Source organism: Brevundimonas sp. EU05-FHT14B07, from assembly GCF_058790795.1.
This window is the reverse complement of the sequence record NZ_JBYTCZ010000001.1, coordinates 177,256-192,636: the sequence shown is the minus strand read 5'-3', so window position 1 is coordinate 192,636 and position 15,381 is coordinate 177,256. Positions and strand designations below refer to the sequence as shown.

Annotated in this window: 18 protein-coding genes; 5 read left to right on the top strand and 13 right to left on the bottom strand. The window is 66.8% G+C overall.

Annotated features, from left to right (window positions below):
- The first annotated feature begins 224 nt into the window (after positions 1-224).
- Positions 225-1,331 (top strand): NADH:flavin oxidoreductase/NADH oxidase, encoded by a 1,107-nt coding sequence (locus AC3WRC_RS00970; RefSeq protein WP_492302500.1) that lies wholly within the window; start codon positions 225-227, stop codon positions 1,329-1,331.
- A gap of 7 nt (positions 1,332-1,338) precedes the next feature.
- On the opposite strand, the gene AC3WRC_RS00965 is transcribed toward AC3WRC_RS00970, so the two are convergent.
- From AC3WRC_RS00965 to rpsD, 3 genes are all read right to left on the bottom strand, one after another.
- On the bottom strand, positions 1,339-3,690 hold the full coding sequence (locus AC3WRC_RS00965; RefSeq protein ID WP_165118117.1) for a bifunctional diguanylate cyclase/phosphodiesterase: 2,352 nt from the start codon (positions 3,688-3,690) through the stop codon (positions 1,339-1,341).
- A 95-nt stretch (positions 3,691-3,785) separates the two neighbouring features.
- On the bottom strand, positions 3,786-4,151 hold the full coding sequence (locus AC3WRC_RS00960; RefSeq protein WP_055753328.1) for a hypothetical protein: 366 nt from the start codon (positions 4,149-4,151) through the stop codon (positions 3,786-3,788).
- Between the two features lie 189 nt (positions 4,152-4,340).
- Positions 4,341-4,958, bottom strand: a complete 618-nt coding sequence (rpsD, locus tag AC3WRC_RS00955; protein ID WP_055806141.1) for a 30S ribosomal protein S4 — start codon at positions 4,956-4,958, stop codon at positions 4,341-4,343.
- 250 nt (positions 4,959-5,208) lie between these two features.
- On the opposite strand from rpsD, the gene AC3WRC_RS00950 reads away from it, so the two are divergent.
- The gene (locus tag AC3WRC_RS00950) at positions 5,209-5,430 is read left to right on the top strand and encodes a hypothetical protein (protein ID WP_153925935.1); all 222 of its coding nucleotides are present in this window, start codon (positions 5,209-5,211) and stop codon (positions 5,428-5,430) included.
- 11 nt (positions 5,431-5,441) lie between these two features.
- On the opposite strand, the gene AC3WRC_RS00945 is transcribed toward AC3WRC_RS00950, so the two are convergent.
- Both AC3WRC_RS00945 and AC3WRC_RS00940 read right to left on the bottom strand, forming a co-directional pair.
- A complete protein-coding gene (locus AC3WRC_RS00945) occupies positions 5,442-6,380 on the bottom strand; it encodes an MBL fold metallo-hydrolase (protein ID WP_492302497.1) in 939 nt (312 codons plus the stop codon).
- A 94-nt stretch (positions 6,381-6,474) separates the two neighbouring features.
- Complete coding sequence (locus AC3WRC_RS00940; protein WP_017504687.1) at positions 6,475-7,086, bottom strand: superoxide dismutase; 612 nt, start codon at positions 7,084-7,086, stop codon at positions 6,475-6,477.
- Between the two features lie 149 nt (positions 7,087-7,235).
- Here AC3WRC_RS00940 and AC3WRC_RS00935 point away from each other — a divergent pair, with 149 nt between their 5' ends.
- The gene (locus AC3WRC_RS00935; RefSeq protein WP_492302496.1) at positions 7,236-7,526 is read left to right on the top strand and encodes a hypothetical protein; all 291 of its coding nucleotides are present in this window, start codon (positions 7,236-7,238) and stop codon (positions 7,524-7,526) included.
- Between the two features lie 10 nt (positions 7,527-7,536).
- On the opposite strand, the gene AC3WRC_RS00930 is transcribed toward AC3WRC_RS00935, so the two are convergent.
- The 4 genes from AC3WRC_RS00930 to AC3WRC_RS00915 all read right to left on the bottom strand — a co-directional run bounded on the left by AC3WRC_RS00930 (position 7,537) and on the right by AC3WRC_RS00915 (position 10,179).
- Positions 7,537-7,764, bottom strand: coding sequence for a hypothetical protein (locus tag AC3WRC_RS00930; RefSeq protein WP_184279343.1), 228 nt, complete (start codon positions 7,762-7,764; stop codon positions 7,537-7,539).
- Positions 7,765-7,790: 26 nt separating this feature from the next.
- Positions 7,791-8,624: an S-formylglutathione hydrolase gene (gene fghA, locus AC3WRC_RS00925; protein ID WP_492302495.1), complete on the bottom strand. Its 834-nt coding sequence runs from the start codon at positions 8,622-8,624 to the stop codon at positions 7,791-7,793.
- Positions 8,625-9,011, bottom strand: a complete 387-nt coding sequence (locus tag AC3WRC_RS00920; protein ID WP_492302493.1) for a VOC family protein — start codon at positions 9,009-9,011, stop codon at positions 8,625-8,627. It abuts the gene before it with no gap.
- A 61-nt stretch (positions 9,012-9,072) separates the two neighbouring features.
- On the bottom strand, positions 9,073-10,179 hold the full coding sequence (locus AC3WRC_RS00915; RefSeq protein WP_492302492.1) for an S-(hydroxymethyl)glutathione dehydrogenase/class III alcohol dehydrogenase: 1,107 nt from the start codon (positions 10,177-10,179) through the stop codon (positions 9,073-9,075).
- A 63-nt stretch (positions 10,180-10,242) separates the two neighbouring features.
- On the opposite strand from AC3WRC_RS00915, the gene AC3WRC_RS00910 reads away from it, so the two are divergent.
- Complete coding sequence (locus AC3WRC_RS00910) at positions 10,243-10,953, top strand: NAD-dependent deacylase (RefSeq protein WP_066549832.1); 711 nt, start codon at positions 10,243-10,245, stop codon at positions 10,951-10,953.
- A 61-nt stretch (positions 10,954-11,014) separates the two neighbouring features.
- Here the strand turns inward: AC3WRC_RS00910 and AC3WRC_RS00905 are convergent, their stop codons facing one another.
- Complete coding sequence (locus AC3WRC_RS00905; protein WP_039244254.1) at positions 11,015-11,566, bottom strand: OmpA family protein; 552 nt, start codon at positions 11,564-11,566, stop codon at positions 11,015-11,017.
- A gap of 375 nt (positions 11,567-11,941) precedes the next feature.
- Here AC3WRC_RS00905 and AC3WRC_RS00900 point away from each other — a divergent pair, with 375 nt between their 5' ends.
- The gene (locus AC3WRC_RS00900; protein ID WP_492302491.1) at positions 11,942-12,778 is read left to right on the top strand and encodes a hypothetical protein; all 837 of its coding nucleotides are present in this window, start codon (positions 11,942-11,944) and stop codon (positions 12,776-12,778) included.
- Positions 12,779-12,977: 199 nt separating this feature from the next.
- On the opposite strand, the gene AC3WRC_RS00895 is transcribed toward AC3WRC_RS00900, so the two are convergent.
- The 3 genes from AC3WRC_RS00895 to AC3WRC_RS00885 all read right to left on the bottom strand — a co-directional run bounded on the left by AC3WRC_RS00895 (position 12,978) and on the right by AC3WRC_RS00885 (position 15,333).
- On the bottom strand, positions 12,978-13,301 hold the full coding sequence (locus AC3WRC_RS00895; protein WP_492302490.1) for a YnfA family protein: 324 nt from the start codon (positions 13,299-13,301) through the stop codon (positions 12,978-12,980).
- Entirely contained in the window at positions 13,298-14,089 is a 792-nt protein-coding gene (locus tag AC3WRC_RS00890) for an RNA methyltransferase (protein WP_492302489.1), read from the bottom strand. The genes AC3WRC_RS00895 and AC3WRC_RS00890 overlap by 4 nt, the downstream gene beginning before the upstream one ends.
- Positions 14,090-14,313: 224 nt before the next feature.
- Positions 14,314-15,333, bottom strand: coding sequence for a phospholipase C/P1 nuclease family protein (locus tag AC3WRC_RS00885; protein WP_492302487.1), 1,020 nt, complete (start codon positions 15,331-15,333; stop codon positions 14,314-14,316).
- Positions 15,334-15,381 lie beyond the last annotated feature (48 nt).

Here is a 15,381-nt window from a genome sequence, read left to right as displayed (position 1 = left end):
TGATGCAGCCCGACAGCAGCGGGGCGGCGATGGCGATGGCGAGAGCGAGACGAAGCATTGGTGTGTTCCCCAGTTGAAGCTTGACCCTTTTGTGCCGCGCGGGCCGGGCGCGCACACGTGAATAATCGGAAAGCTGGGTGAACAATCGGAAAGGATCGGGGTTGAACGTGACCGCAACCGCCATAGCTACAGTCCCCCCTCTCCTGCCCCACGGATCGTCCTTCATGAGCCAGCTGTTCTCGCCCCGCGCCGTCGGCCCCCTGACGCTGAAGAACCGCGTCGCCATCGCGCCGATGTGCCAGTATTCGGCCATCGACGGCGTGCCTCAGCCCTGGCACGTGCAGCATCTGGGACGACTGGCGATCTCCGGCGCTGGACTGATCATCGTCGAGGCGACGGGGGTCGAGGCGGCGGGACGGATCACGCCGGACGACACCGGCCTGTGGAACGACGGCCAGGAAGAGGCCTTCGCCCGGATCATTCGCGACATCCGCACCTACAGCGACACCCCGATTGGCATCCAACTGGCCCACGCCGGACGCAAGGCTTCGACCAGCGCGCCGTGGAAAGGTGGCGGCGCCCTGACGGCCGAAGACGGCGCGTGGGAAACCTTCAGCGCCTCGGCCGAACCGTTCAAGGATGACTGGCACACGCCGACCGCCATGACCCCGGCCGACATGGACCGCGTGGTCGCCGCCTTCGAGGACGCGGCGAGGCGGGCGGACCGGGCCGGGTTCGATCTGGTCGAACTGCACGCCGCCCACGGCTATCTGCTGACCCAGTTCCTGTCGCCGGTGTCCAACCACCGCACCGACGAGTTCGGCGGATCCTATGAGAACCGGGCGCGATTCCCGCTGCGGGTCGCCCAGGCCCTGCGCGACGCCTGGCCCCGGACCAAGGCGCTTGGCGTACGCTTCAACGGCTCGGACTGGGTCGAGGGCGGCATCGCCCTGGACGAGGTGACGGCAATTGGTCAGGCGCTGCACGACATGGGCTACGACTATCTGCACCTGACGTCGGGCGGGAACGTCGCGCAGGCGCAAATCCCGGCCGGTGAGCCGGGCTATCAGCTGCGGTTCGCCCAGGCCGTGAAGGCGGCGACGCCTCAGGCCAATGTCATGGCCGTCGGCATGATCTTCGATCCGCAGCAGGCCGAGGACATCGTGGCGTCCGGTCAGGCGGACTTCATAGCCATTGCACGCGCGGCGCTGGACGACCCGCACTGGGCGCACCATGCAGCCGTAGCCCTGGGCGAGGACGAAGGCCTGCCGGTCCAGTATCGCGGCGCCGGCAAGGGCGTTTGGCCGGCATACGGCAAGGCCGACGTTTAAGGCCTGATCAGGCGGCCTTTTCCATCGACGGATCGACGGCCCATAGAACGCGTGCAGCGGCTTGAACCTCTGCATCGGCCGTCTTTTGCGGGCGGCCGAGCAGATAGCCCTGGACCTCGTCGCAGCCCTGGTCGCGCAGGAAGGCCAGCTGCTCCAGCGTCTCGACGCCCTCGGCCAGGACGGGGATATGCAGGCTCTCGCCCAGGGCCAGGACGGCGCGAATGATGGCGGCCGATTGAGGTCCGCCGTCCAGTTCGGACATGAAGGAGCGATCCAGCTTGATCTTGTCGAACGGGAAGGCGCGCAGGGTCGACAGCGATGAATAGCCGGTGCCGAAGTCGTCCATGGCGATGGAGACGCCCAGCAGCTTCAACTGACGCAGGACGTGGGTCGTGCGCTCCATGTCGGTGATCATGGCCGTCTCGGTGATCTCCAGCTCAAGCCGCGACGGCGCCAGGCCGGTCTCCACCAAGACCTGATGCACCAGGCGCGGCAGGTCGACGTGGCCTAGCTGCACCGGCGACAGGTTGACGGCGATCTTGTGCGGTTCGGTCCAGCTGGCGGCCTCGGCGCAGGCGGTGCGCAGCACCCATTCGCCGATCGGCAGGATCAGACCGTTCTCTTCAGCCAGAGGAATGAAGTCGGCCGGCGAAATGAAGGTCCCGTCCGGCTGGATCCAGCGCAGCAGCACCTCGTAACCCGTGATGTCGCCGGTATCGACGGCGGCCTGCAGCTGCCAGTTCAGGCTGAACTGGCCCTGATCCAGAGCCTCGCGCATCTGCTGGGCCATGCGACGGCGATTGCGCACCGCCTCGTCCATCTCCTCCTCGTAGAAGCAGACGTCGGTCCCCAGCGAGGCCTTGGCGCGGTACATCGCTAAGTCTGCGTCATTGATTAGGGCCGACGGATCGTGGGCGTCGTCGGGCCAGATCGCGATGCCGGTGCTGAGACCGCAGGCGACCTCGGCATGGTCCAGCACGACCGGGGCGGTGACGGCGTCGCGCAGGCGCGCGACCAGATCCAGGGCGTCGTCCTTGTGCTGGATCGGCACGACGGCGACGAACTCGTCCCCGCCCAGGCGGGCGATGAACTCGTCGTGGCGCAGGCAGGCGCGCATCCGTTCGGCGATCTGGATCAGCAGTTGGTCGCCGGCGGCATGGCCGTGAACGTCGTTTACCTCCTTGAACCGGTCCAGGTCCATGGCCAAGAGGGCGACCTTGCTCGGAACGGTCAGATCGGCGGTCTGGCGCGTCAGCCATTCCAGGAAGGACGAACGGTTGGGCAGGCCGGTCAGGCCGTCGTTGCGCGCCAGATGGGCGATGCGACGCTCCTGCGCCTGACGCATGCGCAGATCGCGCACGGCGTAGATCATGACGTGATCCATACCGCAGTCGCGGCGCACGGCGATCTCGACGGGGATGTCCGCCCCGCCTTCGGCGACCAGTTTGGACTGGCTCAGGCCGTTGACCGCCAGATCGGCGACGCCGGCGATCCAGCGCGACAGCGGTTCGCCGATCAGGGCGTGGTGAGGGACACCCGCCAGATCGGCGAAGGCGGCGTTGGCGGCCAGGATCACGCCGTCCTGTTCGACCACCATGCCATCGACGCTGCCCTCGATCAGGTGATCCAGGCGCGCCTTGGCCTGCAGACGGGACTGGACGTCCAAGGCGTGGCTGGCGACGCCGGTGCCCAGCATCATCAATCCGACGGCGGAGACGGCGAAGGCCAGGACCAGATTGGTCGATCCGACAGCGCCCATATCGACCAGCGCGCCGACCGGCACGATCGTCATGGCGGCCATGCCGGTGAAGTGCAGGGCCACGATGCCCAGGACCATCAGCACGACCGGGACGACCTTGCCGGACTGCCGGGCGCGATTGAACGCCAGGGCGCCCAAGACGACCGCCCCCGCAACTGAAGCGGCGACATATGGGGCCGACCAGTGGATGACGGCGTCGGTCGCAAAGGCCGCCATGCCGGTATAGTGCATGGCCACCACGGTCAGGCCGAACAGCACGCCGCCGATCTCGGCCGAGGCCGGCATCCGGCGCGAGGCCACCCAGAGCGCCAGCGCGCTGCCGGCGATGGCGACGCCCAGGGACAGGCCGGTCAGCACGGGGCCATAGCTGATGGTGACGCCGGGCTCATAGGCGATCATCGCCACGAAATGGGTGCACCAGATCGTCGCCCCCGTCGCCACCGCGCCCATGAAGGCCCAGGCCAGACGCGTGCCCTTTTCGGCGGCGCGCAGGCGGCGATACAAGCGGAAGGTGATGATCGAACCGATCAGGCACAGGCCGGCGGCCAACGCGACGAGCCAGAGATTATGGTCGTCGGTCAGGCAGGTGAAGAAGCGCATGAAGCTACAGACCTTGGGGGGACGGTCTGTCGTCGTAACGGACGTTGCTTAATCAGACGCGCTCGAACAGGCTTAACGAAACGCTACGCTCGTTTTCAGGAGCGAGGCATCTGATAGGGGTTGTTGACGCTGACGGGCGAGCCGGGCGTCAGGCCCAGTTCCTCGAACGACCACTTCAGCTCGACGCCTTGGACCAGGTCCTGCTTGCACTTGTCTTCGTCGATGCGGCGCAGGGTGATGACGGCGCTGCCGCCCTGCAGGCTGACGATCGGGATCAGGTCTTCCTTGGCCGTGCAGCCGTTCGAACTGACCCAGAAGACGGCCTGGTCCTTGGTAAAGGCGGCGGCGTGGATCGGCTCCAGCGCGCCGGGCATTCCCGCGGTGGAGACGGTGGGCTCGCCGCGGCTGGCGCAGGCGGCCAGGCCCGCCGATGCGGCGGCGATCAAAGCCAAGCGTTTCATGATGGAGTCGCGCAACTGACGACCTCCCCTGCCTCAAAGCCTGAACCAGCCGAGAATGCGCCTGTTCGCCCTTGGAGGGAACAGGATAAAAAACGAAAGGCCCCGGACGAATCCGAGGCCCTCCAAACTCAAATCCAGAAGCGGCTCAAGTAGGCCGAAGGCCGATAGCCGCTCTGAAGAAAACTCCGCTTACGAAGCGTAGTATTCGACGACCAGGTTCGGTTCCATCTTCACGGCATACGGCACGTCCGACAGTTCCGGCACGCGGACGTAGCGAACCGAGAACGAGCGGTCCGACAGTTCCAGGTAATCCGGCACGTCGCGTTCCGACGACTGCTGGGCTTCGAGCACCAGAGCCATGTTGCGCGACTTTTCCTTCACGGTGACGACGTCTTCCGGCTTCACGCGGTAGGAGGCGATGTCGACCTTCTTGCCGTTGACCAGGACGTGGCCGTGGCTGACGAACTGACGGGCGGCCCAGACGGTCGGGACGAACTTGGCGCGGTAGACGACGGCGTCCAGGCGCGATTCCAGCAGACCGATCAGGTTTTCCGAGGTGTTGCCCTTGCGACGCGCAGCCTCGTCATAGGTCTTGGCGAACTGCTTCTCGGTGATGTTGCCGTAGTAGCCCTTCAGCTTCTGCTTGGCCTTCAGTTGCAGACCGAAGTCCGAAACCTTGGACTTGCGACGCTGACCGTGCTGGCCGGGACCGTAAGAACGCTTGTTGACCGGCGACTTGGCGCGGCCCCACAGGTTCTCACCCATGGCCCGGTCGATTTTGTACTTGGCGCTGTGGCGCTTGGACATTCTATTCTCTTTTCGACGATACGGCCCGGCATCCCCTGGATTGGGAATGCGATCTCAACGGCGGTCCACGCATCTTCCGTCATTCATCCCGGCCCCGCCGAAGCGGACCCGTGGAAGGCGGCGCTTATGGCCAGCGAGGGCGGCGGAGTCAAGCACGGCGGGCCGTTAAGCACGATGGAATGGAACGATCCCGTCGCCCCACCCTTCCCTTGACGCAACCAAACCACGCATGAGGACAAGGAGGAGTGGAATGCAGACCGAACCCAACAGCTTTCAGACCGGCCTGTCCGACAAGGCCATGCAGACGCTGAAGACGCAGCTGGTCGATCTGGTCGAGCCTTTGAGCGATCATCAACTGCTCGATCTCGCCGACGGCATCCACGAGATGCTGCGCCAGCGCCGCATGGTTCGCCAGCACCATGCCGAGCGCATGAACGAGCGCACCCGGCACGGCGTGGATCTTCGCATCTAGTCCTTAGCGACCTAATCCTTTGCGGACTGGGCTTCGGAGATGAACATGGCGCGACCTTCGCGGGTCGCCACCTTGCCCAGGCCTGGGAACGGGAAGTGATACGCGTAGATGTGGGCGCCGGAGTTGCGCAGCGCCGTCACCTCGTCTAGCCGCGCCTTCAGGCCTGCCGCCTGATCGTCGTCATAGCCGACCTTCCAGTCCGGATGTTCGACCGACAGAATCCAGTGATGCATCAGGTCGCCGGTGTAGAGCAGCTGGTTCTGGCCGTCGGCGATCAGATAGGCGACGTGGCCCGGCGTATGGCCGGCCGTGTCCTGGGACTGGACGCCCGGCGCGACCTCGCCGCCCGGCTCGAAGGCCTGGACCTTGGGCGTGATGATCCGCACCAGATCGGCCAGTTCGGGATTGGCGCGGATGGACGCCCACTCCGCCTGCGACATCCGGATCGCCGCATTGGGGAAGGCCAGGCCGCCGTTGCGGATCAGGCCGCCGACATGGTCAGGGTGGCCGTGCGAGATCAGCACGTCGGTGATCGAGGCCGGATCGACGCCCGCCTTTTGCAGGCTGTCCATCAACTGGCCCTTGCCCTCGCCCAGGCCCGTGTCGAACAGCATCGTGCGGGCGCCGTTCCTGACCAGAAGCGGATGGATTTCCAGCATGATCGGATCGGCCGGCTGTCCGGCGGCGGTGAGCGGCGCGGCGACCGCCTGTGGCGTCAGGCCGACGCCGAAGGTCTGGTTGTCGTTCTTGACCGGGTTCTCGCCGTCGAACAGGGCGATGGCGTCCAGCGCGCCGATCTTGAAGCGATAGACCGGCTTCTCGGCTGGCGCGGCGACGGTCTGGGTGGGATTGGGCGGCGCGGGATCGCCGGGCTTCTGTGCGTTTGCGTTGGGGTTACAGGCCGCCAACATCAGGGCGGCGAAAGCAGCCCCCGTCATCATAATCCGCATCGCTTCGATCTCCGTTTGCGATGACGCAATCGAAAACGCCCGCCGGAGGTTCCGGCGGGCGTCGTCATCTCTCGGTCTCTGGTCTGAGCCGACCTTATTTGGCGGCGGCGTAGAGTTCGTTGACCTTGTTCCAGTTCACCACCGTCCAGAACGACTTCAGATAGTCGGCGCGGCGGTTCTGGTATTTCAGATAATAGGCGTGCTCCCAGACGTCGGCGCCCAGGATGACCTCGCCGCGCTCGTCCACGACGTCCATCAGCGGATTGTCCTGGTTCGGGGTCGAGGTGATCTTCAGCTTGCCGTTCTGCACGATCAGCCAGGCCCAGCCCGAGCCGAACTGCGCGGCGCCGGCGGCGTTGAAGTCTTCCTTGAACTTGTCCATGCCGCCCAGATCGGCGTCGATGGCGGCCTTAAGCTCTGCCGACGGCTCACCCGCCTGATCGGCCGGGGCCAGCAGTTCCCAGAACAGGCTGTGGTTCCAGTGACCGCCGCCGTTGTTGCGCACGGCCTTGGGCGCAGTGGAGATGCTGGTGAAGATTTCCTCCAGCGACTTGCCCTTCAGGTTTTCGTCGGCGTCGACGGCCTTGTTCAGGTTGTCGACATAGGTCTGGTGATGCTTGTCGTGGTGGAAGGTCATCGTCTCCTTGTCGATGGCCGGCTCCAGCGCGTCATAGGCGTAGGGCAGCGGGGGCAGGGTGAAGGCCATGTCAGTCTCCTGAAAACGGGTTTGTTCGTGAACCCCATTTAGGCGCTATGGCGTCTGACCCAAGCGATTTCGTCGCGTTTTTGTTCAGCTTGGCCATTTGCATTGGCCCATGATGCGCACGATTGTCTATCCGTCAATCGGAGGCTGTCATGTCGCGTATCGGATTAATCGCCCTGCTGGCGCTGGCCTTTTCAGGAAGCGGTTGCGCTGGTTTCAAGGCGCTGAACAAGGCGGCGGCGGATATGGCGAGTCAAACGCCGACCTGCACCCGAGACCCCGCAATCGGCGCGGACAATTATGGCGGTAAGACCTGCCGCGTCAGTCATACTGTTTGGTCTTCGACGACGACGACCGTCGAGGAGACTGGCAAGGCGCCCGTCACCATCCGCATTGTCACGACGCCCGCGGGAACCACGACCGAGATTGTTCCGACGCCCTGACAAGATCAGGTTAGGCGGCTGGCAAGTTCGCCTTCAGGCAATCGCGAACGGCCCGCTTCACATCGCCCGGCGCATTGGGTTCATCCACGCCCTCGGCCGCGAAAACGGCGCGCACGGCGGCGTCCAGCCCCTTGGGCAGGGCCTCGATGACCCGCTTCTGGCCCTTGGCGTGCAGGCAATAGCCCACCTCGCGGCACAGGGCGGAAAACATCGGTTCGTAGGGATCAGAAGCGCTCATGGCGGCCGCTTAGCACCGATGACGGCTCAGGTCTTCAAACGTTCGGCGTGGAAGGCGATGTGGTCCGCGATGAAGCTGGCCATGAAGAAGTAGGAGTGGTCGTAGCCGGGCTGCATTCGGATCGTGACCTTCTGGCCTGCAACGTCGGCGGCGGCTTGAAGCAGCTCGGGCTTCAGCTGGTCGGTCAGGAAGCTGTCGGCGTCCCCTTGGTCGATCAGGATGTCGTCATAGACGCCGCGCGCCGCGCCGGCGGCGATCAGCTTGGCGGCGTCGTGGCGGTCCCACGTCGCCCGGTCGTCGCCCAGATAGGCGGTGAAGGCCTTTTCGCCCCAGGCGCACCGGGTCGGCGAGCAGATCGGCGCGAAGGCGGAGACCGATCGGAACAGGTCGGGGTGGTTCAGCGCGAGGGTCAGGGCGCCATGGCCGCCCATCGAATGGCCGCTGATCGAGCGGACGCCCGTGGTCGCAAACTCGGCGTCGATCAGGGCGATCAGTTCCTCGGTGACATAGGTCTCCATGCGGAAATGCGGCGCCCAGGGCGCCTGTGTCGCATCCACATAGAAGCCCGCGCCCTGACCGAGGTCATAGGCGGGATCGTCGGCGACGCCCTCTCCGCGCGGGCTGGTGTCGGGCGCCACGATGATGACGCCGTGTTCGGCGGCGGCCTGGTAGGCCCCCGCCTTGGTGGTGAAGTTATCCTCGGTGCAGGTCAGGCCCGACAGCCAGATCAGCACCGGGAAAGGCCCCTCGCCGGCCGGCGTGAAGACCGACAGCCTCATCGGCGTGCCGGTCGCTGTGCTGTCGTGCTTCAGATAGCGCAGGGTTCCGCCGTGGACGGCGTGGGTCTTGGTGATTTCCACTCAGTCGGTCTTTCGATGCATGGCGCAGATCTTGTTGCCCGAGGGATCGCGCAGATAGGCTAGAATCATGGGGCCGAAGGGGCCCTTGCGTTCGCCGGGCGGGTCCTCGATGGCGCGACCGCCGGCCGCGACGCCGGCGTCGTGGAAGGCCTGGACCATCTCGGCCGTCTTGGCGTGAAAGCCGATGGTGCCGCCGTTGGCGTGGCAGGCCGGCTCCCCGTCGATGGGCGCGCCGATCGCAAAGGCGCCCATGCGGGTGCGCCACCAGTAGCGCCCCTTGGGGTCCGGCCCTTGGCCCGGCTCGACGCCCAGGGCGCCGAGCGCGGCGTCATAGAATTGGCGCGACGCCTCGATGTCGTTGGCGCCGACGGTGACGTGGGTGAACATGGTCAGACCTCCCTCTCTCAGTCCGTTTTCTTAAACAACGAACCCGGCGGCGCGCAAGGCGTCAGAACACCACGACCGAGCGGATGCTCTTGCCCTCGTGCATCAGGTCGAAGGCCTTGTTGATGTCGTCCAGGGCGAAGGTGTGGGTGATCATCGGGTCGATCTCGATCTTTCCGTCCATATACCAGTCGACGATCTTGGGCGTGTCGGTGCGGCCGCGCGCACCGCCGAAGGCCGAACCGCGCCAGACACGGCCGGTCACCAGCTGGAACGGGCGGGTGGCGATCTCCTTGCCGGACTCGGCGACGCCGATGACGACGCTCTCGCCCCAGCCGCGGTGGCAGGCCTCCAGCGCCTGGCGCATGACAACGGTGTTGCCGGTGCAGTCGAAGGTGTAGTCCGCGCCGCCGTCGGTCAGCTGGACCAGATGGGTCACCACGTCCGGCACATCCTTCGGATTGACGAAATGGGTCATGCCGAAGCGACGGCCCCATTCTTCCTTGTCGCCGTTGATGTCCACGCCCACGATCATGTCGGCCCCGACCATCTTCAGCCCCTGGATGACGTTCAGGCCGATGCCGCCCAGGCCGAAGACGACGCAGTTTGCGCCGGGCTCGACCTTGGCCGTGTTGACCACGGCGCCCACGCCGGTGGTCACGCCGCAGCCGACGTAACAGGCCTTATCGAAGGGCGCGTCCTTGCGGATCTTGGCCACCGCGATCTCGGGCAGGACGGTGAAGTTCGAGAAGGTCGAGCAGCCCATATAGTGGGCGATGGCCTGACCCTTGTAGCTGAAGCGGCTGGTGCCGTCGGGCATGACGCCCTTGCCCTGGGTGCCGCGAATGGCGGTGCACAGGTTGGTCTTGCGCGACAGGCACGACTTACACTGGCGGCATTCCGGCGTGTACAGCGGGATGACGTGATCGCCGACCGCGACCGAGGTCACGCCCGGCCCCACCTCGACCACCACGCCCGCGCCCTCGTGGCCTAGGATCGAGGGGAAGACGCCCTCGGAGTCCAGCCCGTCCAGCGTATAGGCGTCGGTGTGGCAGATGCCGGTGGCCTTGATCTCGATCAGCACCTCGCCCGCGCGGGGCCCCTCCAGATCGACCTCGACGATCTCCAACGGACGTTTGGCCTCGAAGGCGACGGCGGCGCGGGTTTTCATGGCGGGGGCTCCTGAACGATTCCCTCCTCTTCTAAGGCAGGCGCAGGATGGTATGAAGCCGTCATGTCACACACAAACCTCGTCGTCCTGACCGGGGCCGGCATATCGGCCGAGAGCGGCGTGCCGACCTTTCGGGCGTCGGACGGGCTGTGGTGCGGGCATCGGGTCGAGGATGTGGCGACGCCCGAAGGCTATGCGGTCGATCCGGCGCTGGTGCAGGACTTCTATAATCAGCGGCGGCGGCAGTTGGCCGATGTCCGGCCCAATGCGGCGCACCGAGCGTTGGCGGACTTGGCGGCGCGTTGGGAAGGCGACTTCCTGCTGGTGACGCAGAACGTCGATGATTTGCACGACCGGGCGCATGAACAGACGCCGCCGGCCGCCGGGTTCGAGCTGATCCATATGCACGGCGAACTGCTGAAAGGCCGCTGCACCCGGTCGGGCGTGGTGATGGGCTGGGCCGGCGACATGGCGGCGGATCAGGCCTCGCCGCATCATCCCGAAGGCGTCATGCGGCCGCACATCGTCTGGTTCGGGGAGATGCCGCTTCAGATGGAGCGGATCGAGCGGGCGCTGGAGGCCTGCGACCTGTTCGTGTCCATCGGCACGTCGGGCGCGGTCTATCCGGCGGCGGGGTTCGTGCAGGCGGCGCGGTATGCCGGGGCGCGGACGGTGGAGATCAACCTGGAGCCGACCTCGGTGGCGCGCCTGTTTGACGAAGGCGTTTACGGGCCGGCGACGCAGGCCGTGCCGGCCTTCTTCGACACGCTGTAGAGACGAAAACGGCGGCCGCTGCGAAGGCGGCCGCCGTTCCGGTGTTCGAGGTCGAGGCGGCTTAGGCCAGGACGACGATGGTCACGCGGCGGTTCTGCGAACGGCCCTCGGGCGTGTCGTTCGAGGCCACCGGCTGTTCCTGGCCATAGGAGATGGTGGCCATGCGGTTCAGGGCGACGCCCTGGCGGTTCAGGAAGCGACGCACCGCCTCGGCGCGTTGCTCGCCCAGCTGGTCGTTATGCTCGGGCGTGCCGGTCGAGTCGGTGTAGCCCTGGATTTCCAGATAGACGTTCTTGTTCTCGCCCTGCAGACGCTGGGCGAACTGAGCCAGGCGCTGCTCGGCCTCGGGCGACAGGGCCGCCGCGTCGGTGGGGAATTTCACGGAATCGTCCGACAGCACGACCTGATAGAGGAACTTGCCCTCGGCCAGTTTGTGCGCGTCGTTGGCGCGTTGCAGGGCCTGGCCTGCGGTGCCTTCGACGGTGGTCACGCGGTTGTCGACGACTTCGACCTGATCACGCACGAAACGATGGCTGGCGCAGCCGCTGGCCGCAAAGCCGAGGGCGATGAGGGCGCCGCCGACGACCGCCGTCCTGAGTTTCGATCTGCTCAAGTTCTGTCTCCTTCTTGCCGGGAGCGCCACACCCAGTTCATGCGCAAGATGAAAATGGCGTATGAGACAAGGCAGAGTAATGACGCGCTTTGGGCGGCATCATGTCAGCTTGACCATAAGCAGATCGAATATTCGCGTTATTCTTGCATGAGGGCGGAACCATCGCCTCAATGAAGGCGTTGCGCCGCCGACGGCCAATGCCGGAGGGCGGACACGCTCATCTATCGCCGCTCTGCGCCGTCGCGCGGTTGTATTCACGACGACGCCACTTTCCTGACGCGACCGAATGTTTTCAACGGGGCATGGCGGTTTTTACAGGCGTTTTGTCCCGATGACCATGCGGCGGCGTGTTCAACTCCCATCACGGATAGGCGATTGAGCGCGGCGCGCACACGGCGCTGGGCGCTGGCGGCGACGCCGATCCTGGCCGCGCATCTGGGGCTGGCGCTGCTGATGCACGGCGGTGCGGAGCCGATGGTCGAGACGCCGCAGACGCCGCCGATGATGGTCGAACTGGTCGAGCCGCCCCCGCCGCCTCCGCCGCCGCCCGCGCGCGTGATCGCGCCCGATCTCTCGCCAAAGCCCGACGCGCCGGCCGCCGCCGCCCAGGCGGCCGCGCCGGCCAAGCCCGCGCCCCAGCGGCGACCGCCGGCCGTGGCGGCGGCGCGACCGAGACTGGTGGTCAGCAGACGCCCGCCCGACGTCGAACCCCTGCCCGCCGCGCCCGCCCCGCCGGGTCCGCCCCTGCCCCTGCTGGGCGCGGCCCAGATCGCCGGCGCCATGACGGTGGGCGCGGGACAGGGCGGCGGAGGCGGATCGGGGGTCGGCGGCAGCGGCGGATCGGGCGGAGCCGGGTCCGGCCCCGGATCGGGCGGCGGATCGTGCGACATGGTGCGCTGGGTCCAGGACGCGGTGCGCGACGACACCGCCGTGCGCCGCGCCGTCATCGACGCGTCCCAGGACATGGACGCCAATGGACGCGCCATCCTGGTCTGGAACGGCGACTGGCTGCAAAGCCGCAACCAGGCGGGCAAGGGTCTGGCCGGCGTGCGCCAGGCCATCGCCCTGGAAGTCGCCTTCGCCCCGGCCGAGTGCAAGAGCCAGCGCATGACAGGCCTGGCGGTCCTGAAGCTGGAAGACCGCCCCGGCGGCGCGCAACTGGCCCTGGGCAAAGGCAGCTGGCGCTGGTCGGACCTGCTGGGCGCGGGCTGACGCGCCATCGTCGATTCAGACGGTCGCATCGGAAAAACACCGTCTAATTCGTCTGATCTCGGCCTCCCCGACCGTGCGATGCATCCGCTGCGGGCGAACCGAGACAGGATCGCACGGCCTGAGGGCGCGGGCAGGAAGATGACGCTGACGCGAGACAAAAGTTTGAAATGTCTGCGATTGTGTCTCTCAGTTCAGCTGGCTAGGCCCTCGGGCCGAATAGAATGAGCCCGGCGCCGACCAGGCAGACAAGGCCGCCCAGGATGTCCCAGCGATCCGGCGGGGTCTTCTCGACCAGCGCCATCCAGATCAGGGAGGCGCAGATATAGACGCCGCCGTAGGCCGCGAAGGCGCGGCCCGCCGCCTCGCTGGGGACCAGGGTCAGCAGCCAGGCGAAGGCGATCAGGCAGACGACGCCCGGGATCAGCCACAGGGGCGAACGATCCAGCTTCAGCCAGCCCCAGAAGGCGAAACAGCCGCCGATCTCCGCCAGCGCCGCCAACGGATAGATCAGCAGAAGCTTCACTCAGGCGCGTCCGTCTTGGCCTTGGCCGCCCGCTCGGCCGCCAGCTTGGCAAGGACCCGGCCCCGACCGCGCGACAGGGCGTGGATGGCGCCGCGCATGGTGGCGACCTCTTGCTCCGAGAAGGCGGCGCGGCCCAGCATGACGCGCAGGTTCTGGCTCATCGAACGCTTCTTCTCGGGCGGATAGAAGAAGCCGCCGTTTTCCAGCTCTTCCTCCAGATGTTCGTACATGCCGATCAGCAGCTCGTTCGACGCCGGCGGTTCGCTGTCGCGGAAGCGCGGCGGCGGGGCGTCCAGGATCAGGGTGCGCCATTCATAGGCGTTGATCGCCACCGCCTGGGCCAGGTTCAGCGAATGGTGCCGGGGGTCGATGGGGATGGTGACGATGCCGGCGCACAGGGCGATGTCGGTCGTCTCCAGCCCGGCGCGCTCGCCGCCGAACAACAGGCCGGTCTTCAGGCCCGAGGCGGTGTCGTCATAGAGGACGCGGCCGGCCTCGCGCGGGGTGCGGACCGGCTGGCGTGTCTCGCGCGGGCGCGCGGTGGTGGCGAAGACGGTGTTCAGGTCGGCGACGGCGTCCGCGACGCTGTCGAACACCCGCACGCCGTCCAACACCCAGTCGGCGCCCGAGGCCGTGGCCCAGGCCCGCTCTTGGGGCCATCCGTCGCGGGGTGTGACCAGGCGCAGGTCCGTCAGGCCGAAGTTGGCCATCACCCGCGCCACGGCGCCGATGTTCTCGGCCATCTGCGACTTGTCGAGGATGACGGCGGGTGGAGGAAGGTCGGACATTGGCGCTGCTTACCGCCTCAGCCCACGCGCGAAAAGGACCCCTCTTCTTTCGTCATCCTCCGGGCCGCGAAGCGGAACCGGGGGACCCAGCGGCGCGCGAGAGCGCGAAACTGTCGCGGACGCGACCCTCAGGCATCGCGCGGGGGACACATCGCCGTTGGCGCCGCTGGGTCCCCCGATCTCGCTGCGCTCGTCGGAGGATGACGAAAGTAGGTTGAAGGGCTTCAGTCCTCGCCCACCATGGCGATCCAGGGGTCGGCGGTTCCGGCCTCGACCTCGGCGACCTTGACGGCGGGCCAGCCGATGGAGGCGCTGCCCGAGGCGGTCCAGGCAGTGACGATGAAGTCGCGCAGTTCGCCGGCGCCCGCGCCCAGGCGTTCGTTGACGAAGGCCGCGCCGCGCGGGTCGCTGTCGCGGAAAGCCCCCGCCTTCTCCAGACGATAGAAGGGGATCACCGTGCCGAGCGTCGTGGTCAGGTAGGAGACGGTGCGCGCCTTGACGTCGAACCCGTCCAGTTTGGCGGCGGGCATGGCGGCCTCAACGGCGTCCAGGCGGGCGACGCGATTGGTGAACTCGCCCTCGAACAGGGCGTGGGTCTGGCGCGAGTTGGTGAAGCCTTCCGGGTTCGGGAAGTCGCCCCAGCCGTTGTAGTGAATGCTGGTGTGATGCGGTTGCGAACCGTCGCCGACATAGTGGCCCATGACGCCGATGTCGCGCAGGATCAGGGCCTCGCGGCGGATGCGGTCGGCGCGATACCAGGCCTGACGCTCCATGTTGGTCTCGCGCTTTTCGGCGGCGTTCAGCACGCGCCAATAGGCGAAGTCGCGGCCCAGCTGCTGCCAGGCGTCCATCATGGCGTAGGGCAGATAGCCGGCGTCGTTGACATCCAGACCGGCCTTGGTCAGGGCGGCGTCATATTCGGACTTCAGGCGCGGCAGGTCATTGAGGCTCATGCCGCGCTGGTCGTAGACGCGCCCCTGGTCGTCCAGGTCGACGAAGTGGGCGGTGTCGCGCTCGCGGTCGTGCGGCTGGCCCGCGCCCTTCCAGCGGTCGGGCTCGCGCGCCAGCTCGCCCACGTCGGCGATGGCGGCCGGGGTGCGCAGGAAGGCCGGCAGTTCGTCCGGCAAGGCCCGCATCGCCGCCACGCCGATCAGGCGGTGGCCGGTGTTGCCCCAGGCGGTGACGGTGACAGCCGGCGCGGCGACCGCGACGAGGGCCAGGGCGGCGATGGCGAGACGTTTCATGAGGCGACCTCGGAAAGACGGGAAGGCCTCGCTCTAGCGCATCGTCAC